This is a genomic window from Pseudomonas sp. CH61, assembly GCF_059429415.1.
In genome coordinates this window covers 4,595,054-4,620,509 of record NZ_CM182098.1, presented here as the reverse complement: position 1 = coordinate 4,620,509, position 25,456 = coordinate 4,595,054, and the positions used below count along the sequence as shown (strand labels likewise).

The window sequence follows — 25,456 nt, the reverse complement described above, 5'->3', positions numbered from 1 at the left end:
CATCACTGTCCGGGGGCTTTTGGTTTGTCAGCGAAGGCTGATTACTTCTTCAGACCATAGTGCTCATCGAGCATGCCCGGCGAGTTCGGGGTCTTCGGTGCGTAGTCGCGCGGTGGCTCCTGATCGCGCGGTGGCGTCAGGCGTTCACGTGGCGCGACTGCCGCGTCAGCGTGCAGGGCGGCGATCAGGCGCTGGCGGGTCTGCTCGTCCAGGGCCAGACGATTGGCGCCCTCGGCGAGATGATCCTGCACTTCCTGATAGCTCTGGGTCAGCTTCTTGACCAGCATCGCGGTGCTGTTGAAGTGGGTGACCACCTCGTTTTGATAACTGTCGAAACGCTCCTGGATATCATCCAGTTGACGCTGCGTACGGCTCGGCGCGGCGTTCGGCGCAACGCGCGCGATCAGGAATCCAATGGCGACACCCACAACCAGGGCAAGAGTCGGTAACAACCAAACTAAGAGCGAGTGTTCCACGAGTCCTTCCTCTATAAACGGCTTTGCTTTACGTTAACGGCTCGAACCTGCGCTGTATACCGCGATTCACTCGCAATAGATTGGCACAGACAATTTGCTAGACGAGTCGACCCGATTCGAGGTCACGGAGTTCCTTCCTTGCTGATGCGTGAAACCCCTGTAGTGATTGACGGCCCGGTGGGTCAACTTGAGTCTCTGTACCTGGATAACGAGCAGCCAATCGGCATTGCGCTGATCTGTCATCCGAACCCGGTGCAGGGCGGCACCATGCTCAACAAGGTCGTCTCAACCCTGCAGCGCACCGCGCGCGATGCGGGCCTGATCACCTTGCGCTTCAACTATCGCGGCGTCGGTGCCAGCGAAGGTTCGCACGACATGGGCACCGGTGAAGTCGACGATGCTCAGGCTGCCGCTGCATGGCTGCGTGAAAAACACCCGGATCTGCCGCTGACCCTGTTCGGTTTTTCCTTCGGCGGATTTGTTGCAGCAAGTCTCGGCGGTCGACTCGAAGCGCAGGGCGAGCAGCTCAAGCACCTGTTCATGGTCGCCCCGGCGGTGATGCGTCTGGGCGAGCAGGATCAACTGCCGCAGCAGGGTGAACTCACGGTGATCCAGCCGGAAACTGACGAAGTCATCGATCCGCAGCTGGTTTACGACTGGTCGGAAAAACTCCAGCGCCCCCATGAGCTGCTGAAAGTGGCAGAATGCGGACACTTTTTTCATGGCAAGCTGACCGATCTCAAGGATCTGATCCTGCCGCGTCTCTCGAATTGATTGCAGTCTGACAAGCGATTACCCATGACGAACCGTACCCGAATCCTCACCGGCATCACCACCACCGGCACGCCGCACCTGGGCAACTACGCCGGCGCTATCCGCCCGGCGATCCTCGCCAGCCGCGACAGCAATGCCGATTCGTTCTACTTTCTGGCCGACTACCACGCCCTGATCAAATGCGATGACCCGCTGCGCATCCAGCGCTCGCGTCTGGAAATCGCCGCGACCTGGCTGGCCGGTGGCCTCGATGTCGACCGCGTGACCTTCTACCGCCAGTCCGACATCCCGGAAATCCCTGAGCTGACCTGGCTGCTGACCTGCGTCGCGGCCAAGGGCCTGCTCAACCGTGCGCACGCTTACAAGGCCTCGGTGGACAAGAACGTCGAAACCGGTGAAGACCCGGATGCAGGCATCACCATGGGCCTCTACAGCTACCCGGTGCTGATGGCCGCGGACATCCTGATGTTCAACGCGCACAAGGTGCCGGTCGGTCGCGACCAGATCCAGCACGTGGAAATGGCCCGCGATATCGGCCAGCGCTTCAACCACCTGTTCGGTCAGGGCAAAGAATTCTTCACCATGCCCGAAGCGCTGATCGAAGAGAGCGTGGCGACGCTGCCGGGCCTCGACGGTCGCAAGATGTCGAAGAGCTACGACAACACCATCCCGTTGTTCTCCAGCGCCAAAGAGATGAAGGACGCGATCTCGCGGATCGTCACCGACTCCAAAGCGCCAGGCGAAGCCAAGGATCCTGACAACTCGCACCTGTTCACCCTGTTCCAGGCTTTCGCCACGCCAGCGCAAGCTGAAGAATTCCGCAGCGAACTGCTGGGCGGTCTGGGCTGGGGTGAGGCGAAGAACCGTCTGTTCCAGCTGCTCGACAACGATCTCGGCGAAGCTCGCGACAAGTATCACCAGTTGATCGAGCGTCCGGCGGATCTGGAAGACATCCTGCAGATCGGCGCCAAGAAGGCCCGTGCCGTGGCAACGCCGTTCCTCAACGAATTGCGCGAAGCCGTTGGCCTGCGCTCTTTCGTCAATCAGGTTCAGGTTGCCGCGACGACCAAGAAGAAAGCCGCGAAAGCCGCGCGTTTCGTCAGCTTCCGTGAAGACGACGGCAGCTTCCGCTTCCGTCTGCTGGCGGCCGATGGCGAGCAACTGCTGTTGTCGCGCAACTTCGCCGACGGCAAAACCGCAGGGCAGGTGACCAAGCAACTGCAATCCGGTCAGCCGCTGGACGTGCGCAGCGAAGACCTGAGCTTCAGCGTCTGGCTTGAAGGCGAGTGCGTCGGTGGTAGCCCGACGTTCGCCGACGCTGCAGCGCGGGACGCGGCCATCGAGGCGCTGCGCGTTGCGCTGACCCCGGTTCAGGACTAATCGGCGGCACGGTCCGACCAAGGGCCGATTGCCATTCCCACGGGCCGTCGCTACAGTGACGGCCCGTTTTTGTTGCCTTGCTAACGAATTATGACGCCCCTAGAACGATACCAAGCTGATCTGAAACGCCCGGACTTCTTCCATGACGCCGCGCAGGAAACTGCTGTGCGTCATTTGCAGCGTCTGTACGAGGATCTGATCGCCGCCGATCAGAACAAGCCGGGTCTGCTGAGCAAACTGTTCGGCAAAAAAGATCAGACGCCGGTCAAGGGCCTGTATTTCTGGGGCGGCGTAGGTCGCGGCAAGACTTACCTGGTCGACACCTTCTTCGAAGCGCTGCCGTTCAAGGAAAAGACCCGCACCCACTTCCACCGCTTCATGAAGCGCGTGCACGAAGAAATGAAAACCCTCGGCGGCGAAAAAAACCCGCTGACCATCATCGCCAAGCGCTTCGCGACCGAGTCGCGGGTGATCTGCTTCGATGAATTCTTCGTCTCCGACATCACCGACGCGATGATCCTCGGCACGCTGATGGAAGAGCTGTTCAAGAACGGCGTGACCCTGGTCGCGACCTCGAACATCGTTCCGGACGGTCTGTACAAGGACGGTCTGCAACGTGCGCGCTTCTTGCCGGCCATCGCGCTGATCAAGCAGAACACCGAGATCGTCAACGTCGACAGCGGCGTCGACTACCGTCTGCGTCACCTCGAACAAGCGGAGCTGTTCCACTATCCGCTCGACGAAGCCGCTCACGAAAGCCTGCGCAAGAGCTTCAAGGCGCTGACGCCGGAATGCACTGCCGCGGTCGAAAACGATGTGCTGATGATCGAGAACCGCGAAATCCGTGCCCTGCGCACGTGCGATGACGTGGCCTGGTTCGACTTCCGCGAACTGTGCGACGGCCCGCGTAGCCAGAACGACTACATCGAGCTGGGCAAGATCTTCCACGCCGTGCTGCTCAGCGGTGTCGAGCAGATGAGCGTCACCACCGACGATATCGCCCGCCGCTTCATCAACATGGTCGACGAGTTCTACGACCGTAACGTGAAGTTGATCATTTCGGCTGAAGTCGAGCTGAAGGACCTGTACACCGGCGGCCGCTTGAATTTCGAATTCCAGCGCACGCTGAGCCGTTTGCTGGAGATGCAATCGCACGAATTCCTGTCGCGGGCGCACAAGCCTTAAGCTGATTTTCGGCAAATAAAAAGGGCCTGCAATTGCAGGCCCTTTTTTATGTCCAGAATTCACCGCAATACCCTGTAGGAGTGAGCCTGCTCGCGATAGCGGTGTATCAGTCACATAAATGCTGCATGGACGGACGCAATCGCGAGCAGGCTCACTCCTACATGGGTTTGTGTGTGGGCAGAGGGTTATGCAGCCTGCTGAAACTGCTGCCGATACTGGTTCGGCGACAGCTCGGTGTGCTGGCGGAACAGCCGCGCAAAGAAGCTCGCGTCGTCGTAACCGACCTCATAACTGATGGTCTTGATGCTCTTGCGGCTGCCGGACAGCAAGCCTTTCGCCGTCTCGATGCGCAGCCGTTGCAAGTAATGCAGCGGTTTGTCACCGGTGGCTGTCTGGAAGCGCCGCATGAAATTGCGGATGCTCATGCCATGCTCGCGGGCGACGTCTTCGAAGCGGAACTTGTCGGCGAAATGCTCTTCGAGCCAGTGCTGGATCTGCAGGATGATCACGTCCTGGTGCAGCTTCTGCCCACCGAAACCGATGCGTCCCGGCGCATAGCTGCGCTGGACTTCATAGAGAATGTCGCGGGCCACGGCTTGCGCGACGTTGGCCCCGCAAAAGCGCTCGATCAGGTAGATGTAAAGGTCGCAGGCTGAGGTGGTGCCGCCAGCGCAATACAAATTGTCGGCGTCGGTCAGGTGCTTGTCCTGATTGAGATAGACCTTGGGAAAACGCTCGGCGAAGGCATTGAAGAAGCGCCAGTAGGTGGTCGCTTCCTTGCCGTTGAGCAGGCCGGCCTCAGCCAGCCAGAACACCCCGGTGGCTTCGCCGCACAACACCGCGCCACGGGCGTGCTGTTCACGCAGCCACGGCAACACTTGGGGATAGCGGCCGCACAGTGTGTCGAAATCGTCCCAGAACGCCGGGAGGATAATGACATCGGCGTTTTCCAGGCCACCATCGACCGGCATCACGACGTCACTGAAGCTGTTCACTGGTTTGCCGTCGGGGCTGACCAGGCGTGTTTCAAACGCCGGCGTCAGGCCGTGGCCCAGTTGTTTGCCATAACGCAGGCTGGCCAGATGGAAGAAATCCTTGGCTTGCATGAGAGTGGAGGCGAAAACCCGGTCGATTGCCAGGATGCTGACGCGCCGCAAGGGCGTGGAGACTTGCTTGGACATAATTCAACTTTTGTTTTGTTTTTATAAGGGAAAGTGGTCACCAGACGGCTGGATCGTCTTATTTTTTGTCGGATGTGTCCAGTGTCCTGTGTCAGAGGGGAGGCTTAGTCTCTGAAGGTCATCTCCCTCCAACAAGAAAGAAAGGTGCCGCATGATCCCCAGAACCTTGTTCAGCTCCGAGCACGAATTGTTTCGCGACAGCGTACGAACCTTCCTCGAAAAAGAGGCGGTGCCGTTCCATGCGCAATGGGAGAAACAAGGTTATATCGACCGCAAACTGTGGAACAAGGCAGGGGAGGCGGGGATGCTCTGCTCGCACCTGCCGGAAGAGTACGGCGGGTTGGGGGCGGACTTTCTTTACAGTGCGGTGGTGATCGAGGAGGTCGGGCGACTGGGCCTGACCGGCATCGGTTTCTCGCTGCATTCGGACATTGTTGCGCCGTACATCCTGCATTACGGCAGCGAAGCGCTGAAGCACAAATACCTGCCGAAACTGGTTTCGGGCGAGATGGTCACGGCCATCGCCATGACCGAGCCGGGTGCCGGTTCCGACCTGCAAGGCGTGAAGACCACCGCCGTGCTGGACGGTGACGAATATGTGATCAACGGCTCGAAAACCTTTATCACCAACGGCTTTCTCGCGGACCTGGTGATCGTCGTCGCCAAGACCGACCCGAAGGCCGGCGCCAAGGGCACCAGCCTGTTTCTGGTGGAAGCGAATACGCCGGGCTTCGACAAGGGCAAGCGCCTGGAGAAGGTCGGCATGAAGGCGCAGGACACCTCGGAATTGTTCTTCCAGGATGTGCGCGTACCGAAGGAAAACCTGTTGGGGCAGGCTGGGGCAGGGTTTGCTTACCTGATGCAGGAATTGCCGCAGGAGCGTTTGACTGTAGCAATCGGTGGTCTGGCCTCGGCCGAAGCGGCGTTGCAGTGGACGCTGGATTACACCCGCGATCGCAAGGCCTTCGGCAAAGCCATTGCCGACTTCCAGAACACCCGCTTCAAGTTGGCGGAGATGGCGACTGAAATCCAGATCGGCCGGGTGTTCGTCGATAAGTGTCTGGAGCTGCACCTGCAAGGCAAGCTGGACGTGCCGACGGCAGCGATGGCGAAATACTGGGGCACCGATCTGCAATGCAAGGTGCTCGACGAGTGCGTGCAGTTGCATGGTGGCTACGGCTTCATGTGGGAATACCCGGTGGCCCGGGCGTGGGCGGATGCGCGGGTGCAACGGATCTATGCCGGCACCAATGAAATCATGAAGGAGATCATTGCGCGGTCGCTTTGATGATCGTTCCCATGCTCTGCGTGGGAATGCCCGCCGGGGACGCTCCGCGTTCCGCTTTGGTGGTGCTCTGATCGGCCTCTTCGCGAGCAGGCTCGCTCCCACAGGGGATCACCGTACCTGTGGGAGCGAGCCTGCTCGCGAAGCTTTTAGCGGTCAATCAAGGCGCTGGGTTCGGATGATCCTTGTGAATCGCCTCAATCCCCGCCAACACCTCATCCGACAGCTTCAGATCAAAACTGGCAATGTTGCTGTCCAGTTGCTCCAGCGTCGTCGCACCAATGATGTTGCTGGTGACGAACGGTTGCTGAGTCACAAAAGCCAAGGCCATCTGCGCCGGATCCAGACCGTGTTCACGAGCCAGCGCCACATAGCGGCTGCACGCTGCTTCCGACTGCGCATTGAAATAGCGGCTGAAGCGGCTGTAGAGGCTCAGACGGCCTTTCGGCGGACGAGCGCCACCTTCGTATTTACCCGACAGGAAACCAAACGCCAGCGGCGAATAGGCCAGCAGGCCGCATTGTTCGCGGATGGCGATTTCTGCCAGGCCCACTTCAAAACTGCGGTTGAGCAGGTTGTACGGGTTCTGGATCGACACCGCGCGCGGCCAGCCACGGGCTTCGGCCAGTGCGAGAAAACGCATGGTGCCCCACGGGGTTTCGTTGGACAGGCCGATGTGGCGGATCTTGCCGGCCTTCACCTGTTCGTCGAGCGCTTCGAGGGTATCTTCGAGTGGCGTCAGGTTCGCTTCGATCTTGTGCTTGTAGCCCAGTTGTCCGAAAAAGTTGGTGCTGCGCTCCGGCCAGTGCAATTGATACAGGTCGATGTAATCGGTCTGCAGGCGCTCGAGGCTGGCGTCCACCGCTGCGGTGATGTGCTGGCGGTTATGGCGCAGGTTTTTGTCGCGGATGTAGTCGATGGTATTGCCCGGGCCGGCGATCTTGCTGGCGAGAATCCAGTCGGCCCGGTCGCCGCGACTTTTGAAGTAATTGCCGATGTAGCGCTCGGTGGTGGCGTAAGTTTCGGCTTTCGGCGGCACCGGGTACATCTCGGCGGTGTCGATGAAATTGATCCCGGCTTCCTTGGCTCTTTCTATCTGCGCGAAGGCTTCAGCTTCAGTGTTTTGCTCGCCCCAGGTCATGGTGCCGAGGCAGATTGCACTCACGTTCAGGTCGGTACGGCCTAGCTGGCGATAGTCCATCAGGTGCTCCTTGGGCAAAACAATCATAAAAGCAGGTTGAAATATTTTTCGCAATCTGCATAATTGCCGACCTCTTTCTGCAGTGGAAGTGATGCGCCGCCGCCGAAGAATCTTGCCGTTGAACGGACGCGCCGACCCGAGCCCCCGAAAGCGTCTGTATCCGGCTGCCTTTGACTTGTCAAAGTACGCACTATTCAGTAAGATCCGCCGTCTAATTTACAGGGCGGCCCCTGAGGCTATAAAGAATGAAAACTTTTACTGCTAAACCGGAAACAGTAAAGCGCGACTGGTTTGTCGTCGACGCTGCTGGTCAGACCCTGGGTCGTCTGGCCACCGAAATCGCGAGCCGTCTGCGTGGCAAGCACAAGCCTGAGTACACTCCTCACGTTGACACCGGCGACTACATCGTCGTAATCAATGCTGAGCAGATTCGTGTTACCGGTGCTAAAACCACTGACAAAATGTACTACTCCCACTCCGGTTTCCCGGGCGGCATCAAGTCGATCAACTTTGAAAAGCTGATCGCTAAAGCCCCTGAGCGCGTGATCGAGACCGCGGTTAAAGGCATGCTGCCTAAAAACCCACTGGGTCGCGACATGTACCGTAAGCTGAAAGTCTATGCGGGCGCTGCACACCCACATACTGCTCAGCAGCCCCAAGAACTGAAGTTTTAACGGAATAGTACATTATGTCGGCGACTCAAAATTACGGCACTGGCCGTCGCAAGACCGCAACCGCACGCGTTTTCCTGCGTCCGGGTACTGGTAACATCTCCATCAACAACCGTTCGCTGGAAAACTTCTTCGGCCGTGAAACTGCCCGCATGGTAGTTCGCCAGCCGCTGGAGCTGACTGAGACTGTCGAGAAGTTCGACATCTACGTCACCGTGATCGGTGGTGGTGTAAGTGGTCAAGCTGGCGCAATCCGCCACGGCATCACTCGCGCTCTGATGGACTACGACGAAACCCTGCGTGGCGCTCTGCGCAAAGCTGGCTTCGTTACTCGCGACGCCCGTGAAGTTGAACGTAAGAAAGTTGGTCTGCGTAAAGCGCGTAAGCGTCCGCAGTACTCGAAGCGTTAATTCCGCTTCCGCGTTCAAAAAGAACGCCCGCCTCCTCACGGAAGCGGGCGTTTTTTTATGCCTGTGATTTATTAAAGAATTGCGCTGCGACAACTTGCCACTTCCGTAGACCCCCTATACTGCAAGGCTTGAGGGTATGAGCTCCGGGTAATTCCCTTGTCAGAATGGGGGCTTTTCATTACCATCTCGGCAAAATTTTTATAAGTAACATTGATTTATTTAGTAGATGCCTGATTTAACAGGCCACAAAAGCTGATGGGAGAGGACTGAATGAGCAATGACGGCGTGAATGCAGGCCGGCGTCGCTTCTTGGTAGCAGCCACATCCGTGGTGGGTGCTGCAGGAGCGGTGGGGGCTGCGGTCCCGTTCGTGGGGTCATGGTTTCCCAGTGCCAAGGCGAAAGCCGCCGGTGCACCGGTGAAAGTGAATGTCAGCAAAATCGAGCCAGGACAGCAGATGATTGCTGAGTGGCGCGGCCAGCCGGTGTTCATTGTCCGCCGTACTACGGAAATCCTGGGGAATCTCAAGAAGATCGAGGGCCAGCTCTCCGATCCGAACTCCAAAAACTCCACGCAACCCACCTATGTCGACCCTGAAACGCGTTCGATCAAGCCGGAAATTCTGCTGCTGATCGGGATCTGCACGCACCTGGGTTGCTCGCCAACCTTCCGTCCCGAAGTGGCACCTGCGGATCTCGGTAAAGACTGGGTCGGTGGCTATTTCTGCCCTTGCCACGGTTCTCACTACGATCTGGCTGGCCGCGTCTACAAGTCGCAACCTGCGCCTTTGAACCTGCCAGTTCCGCCGCATTCCTATGAGACCGATGACCTGATTGTCATTGGCGTCGATACGGAGAAAGCGTGATGAGCAAGTTCATGGATTGGGTTGATGCGCGCTTTCCTGCGACCAAAATGTGGGAAGACCATCTCAGCAAGTATTACGCTCCAAAAAACTTCAACTTCTTCTATTTCTTCGGCTCTCTGGCGCTGCTGGTGCTAGTGAATCAGATCGTCACCGGGGTCTGGTTGACGATGAGCTACACGCCGTCGGCAGAAGAAGCCTTCGCTTCCGTCGAATACATCATGCGTGACGTCGAGTACGGCTCGATCCTGCGTCTGCTGCACTCGACCGGCGCTTCGGCGTTCTTCATCGTGGTTTATCTGCACATGTTCCGTGGCTTGCTCTACGGCTCGTACCAGAAGCCGCGCGAGCTGGTCTGGGTCTTCGGCATGCTGATTTACCTGGCGCTGATGGCCGAAGCGTTCATGGGTTATCTGCTGCCGTGGGGCCAGATGTCCTACTGGGGGGCCCAGGTGATCATCTCGCTGTTCGGTGCGATTCCCGTCATCGGCAACGACCTGACCCAGTGGATTCGGGGTGACTACCTGATCTCCGGAATCACCTTGAACCGCTTCTTCGCCTTGCACGTTGTCGCGCTGCCGATCGTGATTCTCGGTCTGGTGGTGCTGCACATTCTGGCGTTGCACGAAGTCGGTTCGAACAACCCTGACGGCGTCGACATCAAGAAGCACAAGGACGAAAACGGCATCCCGCTGGATGGCATTGCCTTCCACCCTTACTACACCGTGAAGGACATTGTCGGTGTTGTAGTGTTCCTGTTTATCTTCTGTTTCATTGTGTTCTTCTTCCCGGAAATGGGTGGTTACTTCCTCGAAAAACCAAACTTCGAGCAAGCTAACCCGTTCAAGACACCAGAGCACATTGCGCCGGTTTGGTACTTCACACCGTTCTACGCAATCTTGCGTGCGATCCCGGACAAGCTCATGGGCGTGATCGCCATGGGGGCGGCGATTGCGGTGCTGTTTGTGCTGCCATGGCTCGATCGCAGCCCGGTCAAGTCGATGCGCTATAAAGGCTGGCTGAGCAAAATCTGGCTGCTGGTGTTCTGCATTTCGTTCGTGATTCTCGGCATTCTCGGTGTACTTGCGCCGACACCGGAGCGAACCTTGCTCTCGCAGGTCTGCACCTTCCTGTACTTCGCCTACTTCATTCTGATGCCGTTCTACACCCGGCTCGAGAAGACCAAACCGGTTCCGGAAAGGGTGACTGGCTGATGAAAAAGTTATTTTTTGCTCTGATTTTTGCTGCGTTGCCTGTGCTGTCTTTCGCCGCTGAACACGGTGGTCCGGAGCTGGAAAAAGTCGACATCGATGTCTCCGATAAAGCTGCTCTGCAGGATGGTGCGCGCACCTTCGCCAACTATTGCATGGGTTGCCACAGTGCCAAGTTCCAGCGTTATGAGCGCGTCGCCGATGACCTCGGTGTGCCGCACGAACTGATGCTGGAGAAACTGGTGTTCACCGGCGCCAAGATTGGCGATCACATGAACATCGGCATGCAGTCGGCTGATGCCAAGACCTGGTTCGGCGCGGCACCACCGGATCTGACCCTGGTCGCTCGCGTGCGTGGCACTGACTGGCTCTACGGTTACCTGAAGTCGTTCTACGAGGATCCGGCACGCCCATGGGGTGTGAACAACAAGGTCTTCCCGAACGTCGGCATGCCTAACGTACTGGTCGGCCTGCAAGGTCGTCAGGTCGTGGGTTGCAAGCAGGTGCAGATCGTCGAAGACGGCAAGAAGCAATATGATCCGCTGACCGGTACGCCTCTGACCCATGAAGCGTGCGATCAACTGACCATCGTGCCGAAATCCGGTGCTCTGAACGAAGAGCAGTTCGATGAGAAGGTCAAGAATCTGGTAACCTTCCTGGCTTACTCGGCTAACCCGGTTAAGCTGCAACATCAGCGCATCGGTACTTATGTCTTGCTGTACCTGGCGTTCTTCTTTGTGTTCGCCTACCTGCTCAAGCGTGAATACTGGAAAGACGTGCACTGATACGCTTCAAGCATTGCTGTTAATCGCGCGCGCCCAAGGGCGCCTCCGATAGCGCAACGTCTGGTCAGCCAGAGGTTGCGGGAGGCGCCCTCTGGGCGCGCGCGTTTTTCCGGTTCCGATAATTTCAACAAGCGAGGAGGATCGCCATGGGCGTGACCAATCGGTTGGCCTGTTACTCCGACCCCGCCGACCACTATTCCCACCGAGTGCGCATTGTGCTTGCAGAGAAGGGTGTCAGCGCCGAGATCATTTATGTGGAAGCTGGTCGTCAGCCGCCTAAACTGATTGAGGTAAACCCTTACGGCAGTCTGCCGACGCTGGTCGATCGTGACCTGGCGTTGTGGGAGTCGACCGTGGTGATGGAATATCTGGATGAGCGTTACCCGCACCCGCCGTTGATGCCGGTTTACCCGGTGGCGCGTGCCAACAGTCGGCTGCTGATTCATCGTATTCAGCGCGACTGGTGTGGTCTGGTGGATCTGATTCTGGATCCCAAGTCCAAGGAGGCCGCGCGCGTCGTGGCGCGCAAGGAATTGCGCGAAAGCCTGACGGGCGTGTCGCCGCTGTTTGCCGACAAGCCGTTTTTCCTCAGTGAGGAACAAAGTCTGGTGGATTGCTGCCTATTGCCAATACTCTGGCGTTTGCCGATTCTGGGTATTGAACTGCCGCGGCCAGCCAAGCCGCTGCTTGATTATATGGAGCGCTCGTTTGCGCGTGAGGCTTTCCAGGCGAGTCTGTCTGGTGTCGAACGCGATATGCGCTAAGGCTTAAGGAGCCGCTATGAACTCCAGTCGACCTTATCTGGTCCGCGCGCTCTATGAGTGGATTGTTGATAACGATTGCACCCCGCACATGCTGGTCAATTCCGAATACCCGGCGGTACAGGTACCACAGGGTTTCGCCAGTGACGGGCAGATTGTCCTGAACATCTCGCCAAGCGCGGTGCGTCATCTGCACATGGACAACGACGTGGTGACCTTCGAAGGTCGCTTCGGTGGTGTCCCGCACAGCTTGTACGTGCCGATCAGCGCGATCCTGGGTATTTACGCCCGGGAGAACGGTCAGGGCATGGTGTTTGATCTCGAGTCGCCGATGGATGACGAAGAAGAGATCGAGTCGGATGACGACTTGCCGCCACCGGACAGCGAGCCACCGCGCCCTAGCGGCCGGCCTAGTTTGAAAGTGGTGAAGTAATAAAAAAGGCGATCCGGATGGATCGCCTTTTTTGTGTGCGTTGCAAAATTGTAGGAGCTGCCGAAGGCTGCGATCTTTTGATCCTGGTCTTTTAAAAGCAAGATCAAAGGATCGCAGCCTTCGGCAGCTCCTACAGAGATCGTGTATCAGTCGATGTATTCGAACAGCTTGACGATTTTCTGCACGCCGGAAACACCCTGCACCAGATTGGTCGCCTGAGTGGCTTCCTGTTTGGTTAGCAGGCCCAGCAGGTAGACGATGCCGTTCTCGGTCACGACCTTGATGCGCGAGCCAGGAATGCTGGCGTCGGTGAGCATTTGGGTCTTGATCTTGGACGTCAGCCAAGTGTCGTTCTGGCGCGCCAGGAAACCGGACGGTGGGATGACCTGCAGTTCGTTGTGAACGGTTTTTACCCGTTGGACGGCGGCTGCTGCCTGCTCAGCCTTGGCTTTCAAGTCTGCGCGAGGGGTTTGGCCGGCCAGCAGTACGACGCCGTTGAAGCTGGTGACGACGATGTGCGAATCGTTGTCCAGGGCCGGGTCGGCTTTGGCCACGTTCACGCCCACTTTGGTTTCAATCAACGAGTCGTCGATCTTGCTGCCGAAGGTGCGGGTGCCACGATCGTCGTCGATCGGCGCTTCACGGCTGGCGTTTACCACCGAGGTGCAGCCGCTGATGCCGAGGCACAGGGTCAAGGCCAGAAGGCCAAGGCGATTAGGGGTCATTCTTCACTCCCGAACAGTTGGCTGTCGATCAGATCGCAAAGGCAATGGATCGCCAGCAAGTGGACTTCTTGAATACGTGCAGTGACATTGGCCGGTACGCGAATCTCGACGTCCTCGGGCAACAGCAGCGACGCCATGCCGCCGCCATCGCGTCCGGTCATAGCTACGACAATCATTTCGCGATCATGTGCGGCCTGGATCGCTTGAATAATGTTCGCCGAGTTGCCGCTGGTCGAAATCGCCAGCAAGACATCGCCTGGCTGACCGAGCGCACGGATCTGTTTGGAGAACACTTCGTTGTAGCTGTAGTCGTTGGCGATCGAGGTGATCGTCGAGGTGTCGGTGGTCAGGGCGATCGCCGGCAGGCTCGGGCGCTCGCGCTCGAAGCGGTTGAGCAACTCGGAGGAGAAGTGCTGGGCATCGCCGGCCGAGCCGCCATTGCCGCACGAAAGCATTTTGCCTTCGTTGAGCAGGGCGTTGACCATGATCTGGCTGGCTTGCTCGATGTGCGGTGCAAGTACGTCCATCGCCTGTTGCTTGGTGTCGATACTGGCCTGGAAAAGCTGGCGAATTCGGGATTGCATGTCCATCTGTGTGACCTTAAGTAGCGCGGCTGTCCGGCACATGAATGTGCAGCCCGCAAAGCAAAGAGCAAAATTTGTCGGTGGAATTGTCCGGGTCGCAACGCCTGCGATCAACTGTCGAAAGCATTCTGCAACCAGTTCAGCTGATCCGGATGGCTGTCGATGGCCACCACGTCGAAGCGGCAAGGGGAATTGGCCCAACGCGACTCGCGCTGAAGAAAATACTGCGCAGCGAAAATCAGTTTCTGCTGCTTGCGCCCATCGATGCTAGCGAGCGCGCCACCCCATTGAGTGTTTTTTCTGTAACGAACTTCAACGAATACTACTGTATCGCCATCAAGCATGACCAGATCAAGCTCGCCGCGCTTACAAAACCAGTTCTGCGCCAGCAGGCGCAGACCTTGTTGTTGCAGATGCTCGAGCGCCTGGCGCTCGGCATCCTTGCCGCTTTGCGAGCGTGACCTGTCGGGCATCAGCGCGGGGTGTCCGGCAGGCGCTGTACCTGGCCGCTGACGAACTGCGCCCAAGGCAACTGACGTACAACGCGTTGGGTCTGGGTCATGCCGAGGCTGCCCGACTCACCATCGATGCGGCTGTCCGGCAGGGCTTTGAGTTGACCCAGACGTGGTGCCAGACGATAGGCATCCACGCCCATCGCGTACAGGCGGCCGAGGCTGCCGGCGGCTTGCGGCCATTGCGCAACCACTTGCTGACGCAGTGGATCGCTGTTGTCCAGTAGCCATGGGGTTTCGCAGAAGCGAATGCCGTTCATGTCGTTGTACTGGTTGACGTCGCCACTGGCGCTGTAAACGTGCGAAGTCGCGTAAACCGGCACGTCACCGGCGTATTGGAAGTTCAGGGTCGGCTTGATCTGCTGCGCCTGTTGCGGCGTGGCGGCAAGGAAGATGAACTCGATGTCCTGACGGCGCGAAGGCTGCGCGGCGACGTTAGTGCCAGCGGCATTTTGCAGGCTCTTGGCGCGGGCCTCGCTCTGACGCAGCTGGAACATGTCAGCGATCTGCTGGGCCAGTTGCACCGGCTGATCAACACGTTCGGTGGCGACGATGCTGCCACCGTTGGCCTGCCAGTCCTGGCTGAAAGCGCGCAGTACACGGTCGCCCCATTCGCCTTTCGGCACCATGATCGCGGCGCGATGCAGGCCGTCGGCACGGGCGCGGCGCGAGACTTCGCGGGCTTCGTCTTCAGCGGCCAGACCGAACTGGAACAATTGCGCCGGGCCTTGATCACCTTCGCTGTAGTTCAGCGCGAGGGTGGTGATCGGCAGTTGCGGGCGGGTGCTCAGTTGTTTGACCAAGGGTTTTTCCAACGGGCCAACGACCAGTTGCACGCCATCAGCCTGAGCCTTGCGGTAGAACTCGTCCATCGAGGTCAGCTTGGAGCTGTCGTAGAACTCGATCGCTGGCGGCTTTTGTCCGGCTTGTTGGGCTTGGTAGTGCGCAGCCATGAAGCCTTCGCGCAGTGCTTTACCGACCGCTGCCAGTTGGCCATCTTGCGGCAGCAGCAGGGCGATTTTGCTCAGGGGCTGGCTGGCCAGTTCCTTGAGTTTGGTCAGCGGCAGCGGCAGGTTGATTGCGGCTGGGTGCTTTGGATTCTGCGCGCGCCAGGTGTCGATCGCGGCTTGTTGTTGTTCCAGGGTGCCGGCGGATTTCACTGCCAGTGCCAGACCCATCCAGCCGCCGAGGTCGTCGGTGGTGTTGGGCTGCAGTTGATCAGTTGGCAGCGAGCCGATCAGGGTCCAGATCGCTTCGTGGTTCTTGCTCGCGGCTTCGCCTTGCAGCATCGGTGCGATGAACACGCGCTCGCGAGCGGCTGCGAGTGTCTGACCGTCGGCCTCAAGGGCGCGGGCGTGAACGGTGCCGGTGCGCACTTGCTGCTCTTCAGGCATCTCGCCCAAATGTTGCAGGCTTGGATGGCTCAGGGCAGTCAGCGCGGCTTTCGGCTGATTGCGGGTCATCGCCAGTTCGGCATTCAGCGTGCTGGCAAAAATCTGCTGGCCGGGCTTCAGTTGCTCCATTGGCACTTGTTGCAGGATCTGCGCGGACTGACCGGCATTGCCCTGGCGATAAGCCAGGTCTGCAGCACTCAGGCGCAACAGGGCGGCTTTTTCCGGGGTTTTCGCCTGGGTAGCCTGTTCGAGCAGTTGCTCGATGCTGGCATCCGGAGTCCGTGGAAGTTCGCCAAGGCTGGAGGAAGGGGAGCTGGCGCAAGCCGCCAACAGGGCAGCGAGGCAGAGGGCAGTGAACAGCCGCAGGCAAGCGATCATGTAAGTGTTCCTGATACTCGATCAAATTAGCGTCGAATTGTACCCAAGCACTGGCCGGGGCGCGATGTTACTGGTGTGAATCGGACGATTTAGCTGGAGTAAATGTTGCGGCGGCGCACAACGGCGTGCAAAACCGGGCTCGGCTTGAACGCATCGCAAGCCTCGTGACGCGCTACAATGGCCGCTTTTACCGATCACGAGGTGTGCGCTTTGACTGTTCCAGGTTCCCTGAATTCCGCTGCTGGCTCGCTTTATGTGGTGGCGACGCCCATCGGCAACCTGGACGACATCAGCGCCCGGGCCCTGAAGATCCTCCGCGAAGTCGCCTTGATCGCTGCCGAAGACACCCGTCACTCGGCGCGCCTGATGCAGCACTTCGGGATCGGCACGCCGTTGGCTGCGTGTCACGAACACAATGAACGAGATGAAGGTAGCCGCTTTATTACCCGTCTGCTGGCGGGCGATAACGTCGCGCTGATTTCCGATGCGGGGACACCGCTGATTTCCGATCCGGGTTATCACCTGGTGCGCCAGGCTCGCGCGGCTGGAATCAATGTGGTGCCGGTGCCGGGAGCTTGCGCCCTTATCGCCGCACTGTCGGCGGCCGGTCTGCCGTCCGACCGCTTCATCTTCGAAGGTTTTCTGCCGGCCAAATCGGTCGGGCGCAAGGCGCGACTGGAAGCCGTCAAGGAAGAGCCGCGCACGTTGATCTTCTATGAAGCGCCGCACCGCATTCTTGAATGCCTGCAGGATATGGAAGAAGTGTTCGGCGGTGAGCGTCAGGCATTACTCGCCCGGGAAATCACCAAAACCTTTGAGACGCTAAAAGGTCTGCCGCTGGCTGAGCTGCGCGCGTTCGTCGAATCCGACAGCAATCAGCAGCGCGGTGAATGCGTAGTGTTGGTGGCAGGCTGGACGGCGCCGGAGTCCGAAGACGCCGTCAGCAGCGAAGCGATGCGCATCCTCGATCTGTTGCTTGAAGAGATGCCGCTCAAGCGTGCCGCTGCGTTGGCCGCGCAGATCACCGGCGAGCGCAAAAACGTGTTGTATCAGGTCGCGCTGGAGAAACAGAAAGGCGTGTAAGCCGTCGCCCATAGCGGTCTTGAGGCTTTTAGCGCTTGTTCTTCGTGCGCTCTGCCGTTAACCTTCGCGGCGGAGAGTCGATCGGGCAGTCGCTGCCCCCTATGAAAATTAGGGGGGGGAGGAAAGTCCGGGCTCCATAGGGCGAAGTGCCAGGTAATGCCTGGGAGGCGTGAGCCTACGGAAAGTGCCACAGAAAATAACCGCCTAAGCGCTTCGGCGCCGGTAAGGGTGAAAAGGTGCGGTAAGAGCGCACCGCACGTCTGGCAACAGTTCGTGGCTAGGTAAACCCCACTTGGAGCAAGACCAAATAGGGTCCCAAGGCGTGGCCCGCGCTGGGACCGGGTAGGTTGCTAAAGATGTCCAGTGATGGCCATCGTAGACGAATGACTGTTCAAGACAGAACCCGGCTTACAGATCGACTCTCCACCTTTTTCTTTCCCTGCTTGAATCATTGGCAACAGGGCTGTGTAATATCAGCAGGCCTGCTCTGAAAGTTCGGCAGCGGCACACGCAGTAATAGCCATTTCCCACCTTGCTTCAATCAACAGCAGAAGCGCTTCTGTAATACCGAAAAAATCTTACTCTTAACAAATCACTTTAACTTTCGAGCGCAGCTTTCAGTGCTGCATCAAGTTATTGATCAAAAGTATCCGCCAGATTGTCGTTGCACCTCCTTTTATGCTCCTAAATCTCCGTTCTGTAAGGCTTTTCCTTTAATCCGCGCCTTGACGGTGTGGTGGGCGCATTCCTATAGTGTGCGCAAGTGGCGGAAAGTGGCATGAAGTGGGTTTTTTGAGCTCAAAACGATAAAAATTGGAGAAACGCAGACGTGTTTCGCGGAGCTAACGCTATCAGTCTCGACGCAAAGGGCCGTCTCGCTATGCCGAGCCGGTACCGTGACGAGCTCGATTCGCGCAGTTCCGGCCAATTGATCGTGACCATTGATGCCGTTGATCCGTGTCTGTGTGTCTATCCGCTCGACGAGTGGGAAATTATTGAAACCAAGTTGCGCGCACTCCCTTCGCTTCGCGAAGAGAACCGCCGCTTGCAGCGTTTATTGATCGGCAACGCCGTCGACCTCGAGCTCGATGGCAGTGGCCGTTTTCTGGTTCCACCGCGTTTGCGCGAATACGCCAAGCTCGATAAGCGCGCGATGCTGGTGGGCCAACTGAACAAGTTCCAATTGTGGGACGAGGATGCATGGAACGCGGTATCTGCCGCTGACCTTGCTGCCATTCAACAACCGGGCGCGATGCCTGATGAACTGCGTGATTTGATCCTGTGACTATTGATAGCGGCTTTAACCACATCACCGTACTGCTTGACGAAGCCGTCGAGGCTCTCGCCGTACGTCCTGATGGCTGCTATCTGGACGGAACGTTCGGGCGCGGCGGACACAGCCGGTTGATCCTCAGCCAGCTCGGCACGGACGGTCGGCTCATCGGATTCGACAAAGATCCACAAGCGATTGCCACCGGGCAAACGCTAGCGGCCGAAGACGGCCGCTTTGTCGTTGTGCAGCGCAGCTTTGCCGAGCTCGGTTCCGTCGTCGCTGAACAAGGTCTGAGCGGCAAGGTCAGCGGTATTCTGCTCGATCTGGGCGTGTCTTCGCCGCAGCTCGACGACGCTGAGCGCGGCTTCAGTTTCCTCAATGATGGCCCGCTGGACATGCGCATGGATCCGTCCCGCGGCATCAGCGCTGCCGAGTTCGTCAACACCGCGCCGGCTGAGGAAATCGCCCGGGTGTTCAAGGAATACGGCGAAGAACGTTTCTCCGGGCGTATGGCTCGCGCCGTCGCCGAGCGTCGCGATATCAAGCCTTTCGAGCGCACTGCCGATCTGGCTGAAGTATTGAAAGTCGCCAACCCGGCATGGGAAAAGGGCAAGAACCCGGCCACCCGTGCATTTCAGGGTTTGCGCATTCACGTCAACAACGAACTGGGCGATCTGGAAGCCGGCCTCGAAGCCGCACTGGACGCTCTGGAAATTGGCGGTCGTCTGGTGGTGATCAGCTTCCACTCGCTGGAAGACCGCATCGTCAAACTGTTCATGCGCAAGCTGGTGAAAGGCGAAGCCGACAACCTGCCGCGCAACCTGCCGGTTCGCCACGTCGCGTTCGAACCGAAAATCAAAGTCCATGGCAAAGCGCAGACGGCCTCCGACGCCGAACTCAAAGCCAACCCACGTTCCCGTAGCGCCGTCATGCGCGTCGCGGAGAAGCTGCGGTGAGCAAGCTTTTCGCCAAGCCACTGCCCGGCGGCAGCTTTCTGATGCTGCTGCTGTTTATCGGCGTGCTCGTCTCGGCCATCGCCGTGTCGTACAGCGCGCACTGGAACCGGCAGTTGCTCAACACCCTTTATAACGAACTCAGCGTGCGCGACAAGGCGCAGGCCGAGTGGGGGCGTTTGATTCTCGAACAGAGCACGTGGACCGCGCACAGCCGCATCGAAGTGCTGGCCACCGAACAACTGAAAATGCACATCCCTGGCGCGGCTGACGTGAAGATGGTGGCGCCATGATGAAACTCGAAGGCGCACTGTTCCCATGGCGCTTCCGCCTGATGGTGGCGCTGCTCGGCGTGATGGTCGCGGCGATCTGCTGGCGCATCATTGACCTGCAAGTGGTCGACCGTGACTTCCTCAAAGGTCAGGGCGATGCGCGCAGCCTGCGTCACATTCCGATTCCGGCTCACCGTGGTCTGATCACCGACCGTAACGGCGAGCCTTTGGCCGTGAGTACCCCGGTGACCACGCTGTGGGCCAACGCCAAGGAAATGCAAACGGCGAAAGAGAAGTGGCCGGCACTCGCCGCCGCGCTGGGTCAGGATCCGAAAGCCCTGACCGAACGTCTCGAAGCTCAGGCCAACAAAGAATTCATTTATCTGGTGCGCGGGTTGACCCCCGAGCAGGGCCAGTCTGTGCTCGATCTGAAAGTGCCGGGCGTTTATGGCATCGAAGAATTCCGCCGGTTTTATCCGGCCGGTGAAGTCACCGCACACATGGTCGGGTTTACCGACATCGACGACCACGGTCGCGAAGGTGTCGAGCTGGCTTATGACGAATGGCTCGCCGGGGTGCCGGGCAAACGACAGGTCATCAAGGATCGGCGCGGACGGCTGATCAAGGATGTCCAGGTCACCAAAAACGCCAAGGCCGGCAAGCCCTTGGCGTTGTCCATTGACCTGCGTCTGCAATATCTGGCCAACCGCGAGCTGCGCAACGCGATCATCGAGAACGGCGCCAAGGCCGGCAGTCTGGTGATCATGGACGTCAAGACCGGCGAGATTCTGGCCATGGTCAACCAGCCGACCTACAACCCGAACAACCGTCGCAACCTGCAACCGGCGATGATGCGTAACCGCGCGATGATCGACGTGTTCGAACCGGGTTCGACCATGAAAGCCATCTCGATGGCCGCTGCCATCGAAACCGGCCGCTGGAAACCGAGTGACACCGTCGAGGTGTATCCGGGCTCCCTGCAGATCGGCAAGTACACGATCAAGGACGTCTCCAAGAGCGAAGGTCCGGTGCTCGACCTGACCGGCATCCTGATCAATTCCAGTAACGTCGGCATGAGTAAGGTCGCGTTCGATATTGGCGGCGAAACGATTTTCCGCCTCGCGCAGAAAGTCGGCCTCGGCCAAGACACCGGCCTTGGTTTCCCGGGCGAACGTGTCGGCAACCTGCCGAACTACCGCGATTGGCGCAAGGCTGAAACCGCAACGCTTTCTTACGGCTACGGTATTTCCGTGACCGCGATTCAACTCGTCCACGCGTTCTCGGCGCTGGCCAACAACGGTCGTCTCGCACCGCTGACCCTGATCAAAACCGACAAGCCACCGCAGACCACGCAAGTGCTGCCGGAAGCCGTGGCGAAAACCCTGCAAGGCATGCTCACTCAGGTGATCGAAGCGCCGCGCGGCGTGTTCCGTGCGCAGGTGCCGGCGTACCACGTGGCGGGCAAGTCGGGTACCGCGCGCAAGACCTCGGTGGGTACCAAGGGCTACGCGGAAAATTCTTACCGCTCGCTGTTCGCCGGTTTCGGTCCGATGAGCGATCCGCGATACGCGATTGTTGTGGTGATCGATGAGCCGTCCAAGGCCGGTTACTTCGGTGGTCTGGTTTCCGCGCCGGTGTTCAGCCGCGTGATGTCCGGCACCCTGCGCCTGATGAACGTAACGCCGGACAACCTGCCGACGACGCAACAAGCCAACGCTACCCCGGTCATTCCGCTGAAAGCCAATGGAGGGCGCGGCTGATGTCATTAAGTCTGAACAAGATATTCCCCCACGCCGGCCACGATCTGTTGATCCGTGAATTGGCGCTGGACAGCCGTAACGTACGCGCGGGCGATCTGTTCCTCGCCGTGCCTGGCGGCAAATTCGATGGCCGTGCGCACATTGCCGATGCCCTGCAACGTGGCGCGGCGGCGGTAGCTTATGAAGTGGAAGGCGCCACCGTGCTGCCGATCACTGACGTGCCGCTGATTCCGGTCAAAGGTCTGGCGGCGCAGTTGTCGGACATCGCCGGGCGTTTTTATGGCGAGCCAAGTCATCACCTGAATCTGATCGGCGTCACCGGCACCAATGGTAAAACCAGCGTGACTCAATTGGTTGCGCAGGCGCTGGATCTGCTCGGTCAGCATTGCGGCATCGTCGGCACCCTCGGTTCCGGCTTCTATGGCGCCCTGCAAAGCGGTCTGCACACCACGCCGAACCCGATCGCCGTGCAAGCGACTCTGGGCGACCTGAAAAAGGCCGGCGCCAAAGCTGTGGCCATGGAAGTTTCGTCCCACGGACTGGATCAGGGCCGCGTCACGGCGCTGGCGTTCGACGTGGCGGTGATGACCAACCTGTCTCGCGATCACCTGGATTATCACGGCACCATGCAGGCGTACGCCGAGGCCAAGGCCAAGCTGTTCGCCTGGAATGATCTGAAGTGCCGCGTGGTCAACCTCGACGACGATTTCGGCCGGCAACTGGCCGCTGAAAAACGTGAGTCGCGCCTGATCACTTACAGCCTGCTCGACAGCAGCGCTTACCTGTTCTGCCGTGAAGCGCAGTTCGACGACCACGGTGTGCGCGCCACATTGGTGACGCCGCAGGGCGAGCATCATCTGCGCAGCACGCTGCTCGGCCGCTTCAATCTGAGCAACGTACTGGCAGCCGTCGGTGCCTTGCTCGGTCTGGATTACGCGCTCGACGAAATTCTCAAAGTGCTGCCAAAACTCGAAGGCCCGGCCGGTCGCATGCAGCGTCTGGGGGGCGGTACGCAGCCGTTGGTGGTGGTCGATTACGCCCACACCCCGGACGCGCTGGAAAAAGTCCTGACCGCGCTGCGCCCGCACGTCAAAGGTCAGTTGCTGTGCCTGTTCGGCTGCGGCGGTGACCGTGATCGCGGCAAACGTCCGTTGATGGCCGAAGTGGTCGAGCGTCTGGCCGACCAAGTGCTGGTCACCGACGACAACCCGCGCACCGAAGATCCTGCAGTGATTTTCGATGACATCCGCGCCGGTTTCACGGCTGTGGATAAAGTCACCTTCGTCGCCGGCCGTGGTCAGGCGATTGCGCAACTGATTGCCGGCGCGTCCGCCGATGACGTGATTGTTCTGGCCGGTAAAGGTCACGAGGACTATCAGGAAATCAACGGCGAGCGCCACGCTTTCTCCGATCTGGTCGAGGCCGATCACGCCCTGACCGCTTGGGAGGTGGCCCATGCTTAAGGCCCTCAAACTCAGCGAACTGACCAACGCGCTCGACGCACGTTTGATCGCGGGTGATGCCAGTTTCGACGGCGTCAGCATCGACAGCCGCGCGATCCAGCCCGGCCAACTGTTTATTGCGTTGACCGGCCCGCGTTTCGATGGTCATGACTATCTGAATGATGTCGCTGGCAAAGGCGCCGTTGCCGCGCTGGTCGAGCGTGAAGTCGCCGACAGCAGCTTGCCGCAACTGCTGGTCAAAGACACCCGTCAGGCCCTCGGCCAATTGGGCGCGCTGAACCGTGCCGCATTCACTCAGCCAGTCGCCGCGATTACCGGTTCCAGCGGCAAGACCACCGTCAAGGAAATGCTCGCGAGCATCCTGCGCACGCGCGGTCCGGTATTGGCGACCCGTGGCAATCTGAACAACGATCTCGGCGCACCGCTGACCCTGCTCGAACTGGCTCCGGAGCACACTTCGGCGGTGATCGAACTGGGCGCCTCGCGCCTGGGCGAAATCGCTTATACCGTCGGGCTGACCAAACCGCACGTAGCGATCCTGAACAATGCCGGCACCGCGCACGTTGGTGAGTTCGGCGGCCCGGAAAAAATCGTCGAAGCCAAAGGCGAAATCATCGACGGGCTGGCGGCCGATGGCATCGCCGTGCTCAACCTCGATGACAAAGCCTTCGGTATCTGGAAGACCCGTGCGGGCGCTCGCAAGGTATTTAGCTTCTCTCAGCTAAATGCCGCTGCAGATTTCTATGCAAGCTTTATCGTCCCTGACGCACGTGGGTGCCCTGCGTTCGAACTGCACACCCCGCAAGGTGTTGAGCGAGTTCAGTTGAACTTGCTTGGCGGTCACAACGTTACTAACGCCGTTGCCGCCGCCGCTGCCGCTCACGCCTTGGGCGTGTCGCTGTTCGGCATCGCCACCGGGCTTGGCGCCGTGCAACCGGTCAAGGGGCGCACCGTCGCGCAACTGGCGAAAAACGGTATGCGCGTGATTGATGACACTTACAACGCAAACCCCACCTCGATGTGTGCGGCCGTTGATATACTCGCCGGCTTTTCCGGCCGCACCGTCCTGGTGCTCGGAGATATCGGCGAGTTGGGCGATTGGGCGGAGCAGGGGCACCGCGACGTGGGCGAGTACGCCCGGGGCAAGGTTTCCGCGCTTTATGCCGTTGGGCCAAACATGGTTCACGCCGTAAACGCTTTCGGTGAACAGGCGTATCACTTCGGCAGCCAAGCCGAACTGATTCAGGCCCTCGACGCCGAGCAGGACACAAACACCACCATTTTGATCAAGGGTTCGCGCAGTGCAGCGATGGAAAACATCGTTGCGGCTCTGTGCGGGTCCAGTCTGGAGAAACATTAATGCTGCTGCTGCTAGCGGAGTATCTGCAACAGTTCTACAAAGGCTTCGCGGTCTTTCAGTACCTGACCCTGCGCGGGATTCTCGGTGTGCTGACTGCGCTGGTTTTGTCGCTGTGCTATGGCCCGTGGATGATCCGCACTTTGCAGAACCGTCAGATCGGCCAGTCCGTTCGTAACGATGGTCCGCAATCGCACCTGTCCAAGTCGGGCACCCCGACGATGGGCGGCGCACTGATTCTGTCTTCGATCGGCGTCAGCACTCTGCTTTGGGCTGACCTGAGCAACCGCTACGTCTGGACTGTTCTGTTGGTGACCCTGCTGTTCGGCGCCATCGGTTGGGTCGACGATTACCGCAAAGTCATCGAGAAGAACTCCCGTGGTCTGCCGAGCCGCTGGAAGTATTTCTGGCAGTCGGTGTTCGGCCTCGGCGCGGCGATCTTCCTTTATATGACCGCTTCCACTCCGGTGGAAACCACGCTGATCCTGCCGATGCTCAAGGACTACAGCATTCCGCTGGGCCTCGGTTTCATCGTGCTGACTTACTTTGTGATCGTCGGTTCGAGCAACGCAGTCAACCTGACTGATGGCCTTGATGGCTTGGCGATCATGCCAACCGTGATGGTCGGCGGTGGCCTCGGCATCTTCTGCTACCTGTCGGGTAACGTGAAATTCGCTGAATACCTGTTGATCCCTTACGTGCCGGGTGCGGGCGAACTGATCGTGTTCTGCGGTGCGCTGATCGGTGCTGGTCTCGGTTTCCTGTGGTTCAACACCTATCCGGCGCAAGTGTTCATGGGCGACGTCGGTGCACTAGCACTCGGCGCGGCTCTGGGCACCATCGCGGTGATCGTCCGTCAGGAAATCGTCCTGTTCATCATGGGCGGCGTGTTCGTGATGGAAACCCTGTCAGTCGTCATTCAGGTTGCGTCCTTTAAGCTGACCGGTCGCCGTGTGTTCCGCATGGCACCGATACACCACCATTTTGAACTCAAGGGCTGGCCCGAGCCGCGCGTGATCGTCCGTTTCTGGATCATCACCGTGATTCTCGTGTTGATCGGCCTTGCCACCCTGAAGCTGAGGTAGAAC

The 25,456-nt window shown here is 59.0% G+C and carries 26 protein-coding genes and 1 other RNA gene; 20 read left to right on the top strand and 7 right to left on the bottom strand.

Translation table 11 applies throughout. The features are described 5' to 3' along the window. Window positions 1-41 precede the first annotated feature (41 nt). Window positions 42-476 (bottom strand): Z-ring associated ZapG family protein, encoded by a 435-nt coding sequence (locus AC5SEM_RS20635; protein WP_007917055.1) that lies wholly within the window; start codon window positions 474-476, stop codon window positions 42-44. 144 nt (window positions 477-620) lie between these two features. Between AC5SEM_RS20635 and AC5SEM_RS20630 the strand changes: the two genes are divergently transcribed. The 3 genes from AC5SEM_RS20630 (at window position 621) to zapE (ending at window position 3,815) form a co-directional block, all read left to right on the top strand. Continuing rightward, window positions 621-1,250, top strand: coding sequence for an alpha/beta hydrolase (locus AC5SEM_RS20630; protein WP_495473489.1), 630 nt, complete (start codon window positions 621-623; stop codon window positions 1,248-1,250). Window positions 1,251-1,274: 24 nt separating this feature from the next. After that, window positions 1,275-2,630 (top strand): tryptophan--tRNA ligase, encoded by a 1,356-nt coding sequence (locus AC5SEM_RS20625; protein ID WP_495471164.1) that lies wholly within the window; start codon window positions 1,275-1,277, stop codon window positions 2,628-2,630. Between the two features lie 90 nt (window positions 2,631-2,720). Then, window positions 2,721-3,815 carry a cell division protein ZapE gene (zapE, locus tag AC5SEM_RS20620; protein WP_034156483.1) on the top strand — a complete coding sequence of 365 codons (1,095 nt, stop codon included), beginning with the start codon at window positions 2,721-2,723 and terminating at the stop codon, window positions 3,813-3,815. A gap of 185 nt (window positions 3,816-4,000) precedes the next feature. On the opposite strand, the gene AC5SEM_RS20615 is transcribed toward zapE, so the two are convergent. Beyond that, complete coding sequence (locus tag AC5SEM_RS20615; RefSeq protein WP_175555647.1) at window positions 4,001-4,897, bottom strand: GlxA family transcriptional regulator; 897 nt, start codon at window positions 4,895-4,897, stop codon at window positions 4,001-4,003. 250 nt (window positions 4,898-5,147) lie between these two features. Here AC5SEM_RS20615 and AC5SEM_RS20610 point away from each other — a divergent pair, with 250 nt between their 5' ends. Next, window positions 5,148-6,284 carry an acyl-CoA dehydrogenase family protein gene (locus AC5SEM_RS20610; protein ID WP_007917034.1) on the top strand — a complete coding sequence of 379 codons (1,137 nt, stop codon included), beginning with the start codon at window positions 5,148-5,150 and terminating at the stop codon, window positions 6,282-6,284. 157 nt (window positions 6,285-6,441) lie between these two features. On the opposite strand, the gene AC5SEM_RS20605 is transcribed toward AC5SEM_RS20610, so the two are convergent. After that, complete coding sequence (locus tag AC5SEM_RS20605) at window positions 6,442-7,482, bottom strand: NADP(H)-dependent aldo-keto reductase (protein WP_007917033.1); 1,041 nt, start codon at window positions 7,480-7,482, stop codon at window positions 6,442-6,444. A gap of 245 nt (window positions 7,483-7,727) precedes the next feature. Between AC5SEM_RS20605 and rplM the strand changes: the two genes are divergently transcribed. From rplM to AC5SEM_RS20570, 7 genes are all read left to right on the top strand, one after another. Then, a complete protein-coding gene (gene rplM, locus AC5SEM_RS20600; protein ID WP_007917032.1) occupies window positions 7,728-8,156 on the top strand; it encodes a 50S ribosomal protein L13 in 429 nt (142 codons plus the stop codon). A gap of 14 nt (window positions 8,157-8,170) precedes the next feature. Then, on the top strand, window positions 8,171-8,563 hold the full coding sequence (gene rpsI, locus AC5SEM_RS20595) for a 30S ribosomal protein S9 (protein ID WP_008080273.1): 393 nt from the start codon (window positions 8,171-8,173) through the stop codon (window positions 8,561-8,563). Window positions 8,564-8,833: 270 nt separating this feature from the next. Further along, the gene (gene petA / locus AC5SEM_RS20590; protein WP_077574483.1) at window positions 8,834-9,427 is read left to right on the top strand and encodes a ubiquinol-cytochrome c reductase iron-sulfur subunit; all 594 of its coding nucleotides are present in this window, start codon (window positions 8,834-8,836) and stop codon (window positions 9,425-9,427) included. Further along, complete coding sequence (locus AC5SEM_RS20585) at window positions 9,427-10,638, top strand: cytochrome b (protein ID WP_077574482.1); 1,212 nt, start codon at window positions 9,427-9,429, stop codon at window positions 10,636-10,638. Before petA ends, AC5SEM_RS20585 begins: the two co-directional genes overlap by 1 nt. Continuing rightward, window positions 10,638-11,420 carry a cytochrome c1 gene (locus AC5SEM_RS20580; protein ID WP_495471163.1) on the top strand — a complete coding sequence of 261 codons (783 nt, stop codon included), beginning with the start codon at window positions 10,638-10,640 and terminating at the stop codon, window positions 11,418-11,420. The genes AC5SEM_RS20585 and AC5SEM_RS20580 overlap by 1 nt, the downstream gene beginning before the upstream one ends. 146 nt (window positions 11,421-11,566) lie before the next feature. Beyond that, the gene (locus tag AC5SEM_RS20575; RefSeq protein ID WP_007917025.1) at window positions 11,567-12,184 is read left to right on the top strand and encodes a glutathione S-transferase N-terminal domain-containing protein; all 618 of its coding nucleotides are present in this window, start codon (window positions 11,567-11,569) and stop codon (window positions 12,182-12,184) included. Window positions 12,185-12,200: 16 nt separating this feature from the next. Beyond that, window positions 12,201-12,614, top strand: a complete 414-nt coding sequence (locus AC5SEM_RS20570; RefSeq protein ID WP_007917024.1) for a ClpXP protease specificity-enhancing factor — start codon at window positions 12,201-12,203, stop codon at window positions 12,612-12,614. A 146-nt stretch (window positions 12,615-12,760) separates the two neighbouring features. On the opposite strand, the gene AC5SEM_RS20565 is transcribed toward AC5SEM_RS20570, so the two are convergent. From AC5SEM_RS20565 to AC5SEM_RS20550, 4 genes are all read right to left on the bottom strand, one after another. Beyond that, window positions 12,761-13,339, bottom strand: a complete 579-nt coding sequence (locus AC5SEM_RS20565; protein WP_007917023.1) for a BON domain-containing protein — start codon at window positions 13,337-13,339, stop codon at window positions 12,761-12,763. After that, a complete protein-coding gene (locus AC5SEM_RS20560; protein WP_007917022.1) occupies window positions 13,336-13,929 on the bottom strand; it encodes a phosphoheptose isomerase in 594 nt (197 codons plus the stop codon). Before AC5SEM_RS20560 ends, AC5SEM_RS20565 begins: the two co-directional genes overlap by 4 nt. Before the next feature lie 104 nt (window positions 13,930-14,033). Next, on the bottom strand, window positions 14,034-14,396 hold the full coding sequence (locus AC5SEM_RS20555) for a YraN family protein (protein WP_034156479.1): 363 nt from the start codon (window positions 14,394-14,396) through the stop codon (window positions 14,034-14,036). Next, the gene (locus AC5SEM_RS20550; RefSeq protein WP_016985144.1) at window positions 14,396-16,207 is read right to left on the bottom strand and encodes a penicillin-binding protein activator; all 1,812 of its coding nucleotides are present in this window, start codon (window positions 16,205-16,207) and stop codon (window positions 14,396-14,398) included. Before AC5SEM_RS20550 ends, AC5SEM_RS20555 begins: the two co-directional genes overlap by 1 nt. Before the next feature lie 177 nt (window positions 16,208-16,384). Here AC5SEM_RS20550 and rsmI point away from each other — a divergent pair, with 177 nt between their 5' ends. The 9 genes from rsmI to mraY all read left to right on the top strand — a co-directional run bounded on the left by rsmI (window position 16,385) and on the right by mraY (window position 25,453). Then, complete coding sequence (gene rsmI, locus AC5SEM_RS20545; RefSeq protein WP_495471162.1) at window positions 16,385-17,290, top strand: 16S rRNA (cytidine(1402)-2'-O)-methyltransferase; 906 nt, start codon at window positions 16,385-16,387, stop codon at window positions 17,288-17,290. 73 nt (window positions 17,291-17,363) lie between these two features. Beyond that, window positions 17,364-17,717: RNase P RNA component class A (rnpB, locus tag AC5SEM_RS20540), an RNA gene on the top strand. A gap of 402 nt (window positions 17,718-18,119) precedes the next feature. Next, window positions 18,120-18,575, top strand: coding sequence for a division/cell wall cluster transcriptional repressor MraZ (gene mraZ / locus AC5SEM_RS20535; protein ID WP_007917012.1), 456 nt, complete (start codon window positions 18,120-18,122; stop codon window positions 18,573-18,575). Then, entirely contained in the window at window positions 18,572-19,519 is a 948-nt protein-coding gene (gene rsmH, locus AC5SEM_RS20530; RefSeq protein WP_008082779.1) for a 16S rRNA (cytosine(1402)-N(4))-methyltransferase RsmH, read from the top strand. The genes mraZ and rsmH overlap by 4 nt, the downstream gene beginning before the upstream one ends. Further along, a complete protein-coding gene (gene ftsL, locus AC5SEM_RS20525) occupies window positions 19,516-19,809 on the top strand; it encodes a cell division protein FtsL (RefSeq protein WP_007917008.1) in 294 nt (97 codons plus the stop codon). Before rsmH ends, ftsL begins: the two co-directional genes overlap by 4 nt. Then, a complete protein-coding gene (locus tag AC5SEM_RS20520) occupies window positions 19,809-21,548 on the top strand; it encodes a peptidoglycan D,D-transpeptidase FtsI family protein (protein ID WP_174244529.1) in 1,740 nt (579 codons plus the stop codon). Before ftsL ends, AC5SEM_RS20520 begins: the two co-directional genes overlap by 1 nt. Then, window positions 21,548-23,011: a UDP-N-acetylmuramoyl-L-alanyl-D-glutamate--2,6-diaminopimelate ligase gene (locus tag AC5SEM_RS20515; RefSeq protein WP_077574478.1), complete on the top strand. Its 1,464-nt coding sequence runs from the start codon at window positions 21,548-21,550 to the stop codon at window positions 23,009-23,011. Before AC5SEM_RS20520 ends, AC5SEM_RS20515 begins: the two co-directional genes overlap by 1 nt. Further along, window positions 23,004-24,371 carry a UDP-N-acetylmuramoyl-tripeptide--D-alanyl-D-alanine ligase gene (locus tag AC5SEM_RS20510; protein WP_495471161.1) on the top strand — a complete coding sequence of 456 codons (1,368 nt, stop codon included), beginning with the start codon at window positions 23,004-23,006 and terminating at the stop codon, window positions 24,369-24,371. Before AC5SEM_RS20515 ends, AC5SEM_RS20510 begins: the two co-directional genes overlap by 8 nt. Then, a complete protein-coding gene (mraY, locus tag AC5SEM_RS20505) occupies window positions 24,371-25,453 on the top strand; it encodes a phospho-N-acetylmuramoyl-pentapeptide-transferase (RefSeq protein ID WP_007917000.1) in 1,083 nt (360 codons plus the stop codon). The genes AC5SEM_RS20510 and mraY overlap by 1 nt, the downstream gene beginning before the upstream one ends. The last annotated feature ends 3 nt before the right edge of the window (window positions 25,454-25,456 follow it).

What these genes read in the sequence shown, in the direction of transcription:
- AC5SEM_RS20630 (WP_495473489.1), top strand. Translation starts at nt 621, where the DNA reads ATGCGTGAAACCCCTGTAGTGATTGACGGCCCGGTGGGTCAACTTGAG.
- AC5SEM_RS20625 (WP_495471164.1), top strand. Translation starts at nt 1,275, where the DNA reads ATGACGAACCGTACCCGAATCCTCACCGGCATCACCACCACCGGCACG.
- zapE (WP_034156483.1), top strand. Translation starts at nt 2,721, where the DNA reads ATGACGCCCCTAGAACGATACCAAGCTGATCTGAAACGCCCGGACTTC.
- AC5SEM_RS20610 (WP_007917034.1), top strand. Translation starts at nt 5,148, where the DNA reads ATGATCCCCAGAACCTTGTTCAGCTCCGAGCACGAATTGTTTCGCGAC.
- AC5SEM_RS20605 (WP_007917033.1), bottom strand. Translation starts at nt 7,482, where the DNA reads ATGGACTATCGCCAGCTAGGCCGTACCGACCTGAACGTGAGTGCAATC.
- rplM (WP_007917032.1), top strand. Translation starts at nt 7,728, where the DNA reads ATGAAAACTTTTACTGCTAAACCGGAAACAGTAAAGCGCGACTGGTTT.
- rpsI (WP_008080273.1), top strand. Translation starts at nt 8,171, where the DNA reads ATGTCGGCGACTCAAAATTACGGCACTGGCCGTCGCAAGACCGCAACC.
- petA (WP_077574483.1), top strand. Translation starts at nt 8,834, where the DNA reads ATGAGCAATGACGGCGTGAATGCAGGCCGGCGTCGCTTCTTGGTAGCA.
- AC5SEM_RS20585 (WP_077574482.1), top strand. Translation starts at nt 9,427, where the DNA reads ATGAGCAAGTTCATGGATTGGGTTGATGCGCGCTTTCCTGCGACCAAA.
- AC5SEM_RS20580 (WP_495471163.1), top strand. Translation starts at nt 10,638, where the DNA reads ATGAAAAAGTTATTTTTTGCTCTGATTTTTGCTGCGTTGCCTGTGCTG.
- AC5SEM_RS20575 (WP_007917025.1), top strand. Translation starts at nt 11,567, where the DNA reads ATGGGCGTGACCAATCGGTTGGCCTGTTACTCCGACCCCGCCGACCAC.
- AC5SEM_RS20570 (WP_007917024.1), top strand. Translation starts at nt 12,201, where the DNA reads ATGAACTCCAGTCGACCTTATCTGGTCCGCGCGCTCTATGAGTGGATT.
- AC5SEM_RS20565 (WP_007917023.1), bottom strand. Translation starts at nt 13,339, where the DNA reads ATGACCCCTAATCGCCTTGGCCTTCTGGCCTTGACCCTGTGCCTCGGC.
- AC5SEM_RS20560 (WP_007917022.1), bottom strand. Translation starts at nt 13,929, where the DNA reads ATGGACATGCAATCCCGAATTCGCCAGCTTTTCCAGGCCAGTATCGAC.
- AC5SEM_RS20555 (WP_034156479.1), bottom strand. Translation starts at nt 14,396, where the DNA reads ATGCCCGACAGGTCACGCTCGCAAAGCGGCAAGGATGCCGAGCGCCAG.
- AC5SEM_RS20550 (WP_016985144.1), bottom strand. Translation starts at nt 16,207, where the DNA reads ATGATCGCTTGCCTGCGGCTGTTCACTGCCCTCTGCCTCGCTGCCCTG.
- rsmI (WP_495471162.1), top strand. Translation starts at nt 16,385, where the DNA reads ATGGCCGCTTTTACCGATCACGAGGTGTGCGCTTTGACTGTTCCAGGT.
- AC5SEM_RS20520 (WP_174244529.1), top strand. Translation starts at nt 19,809, where the DNA reads ATGAAACTCGAAGGCGCACTGTTCCCATGGCGCTTCCGCCTGATGGTG.
- AC5SEM_RS20515 (WP_077574478.1), top strand. Translation starts at nt 21,548, where the DNA reads ATGTCATTAAGTCTGAACAAGATATTCCCCCACGCCGGCCACGATCTG.
- AC5SEM_RS20510 (WP_495471161.1), top strand. Translation starts at nt 23,004, where the DNA reads ATGCTTAAGGCCCTCAAACTCAGCGAACTGACCAACGCGCTCGACGCA.
- mraY (WP_007917000.1), top strand. Translation starts at nt 24,371, where the DNA reads ATGCTGCTGCTGCTAGCGGAGTATCTGCAACAGTTCTACAAAGGCTTC.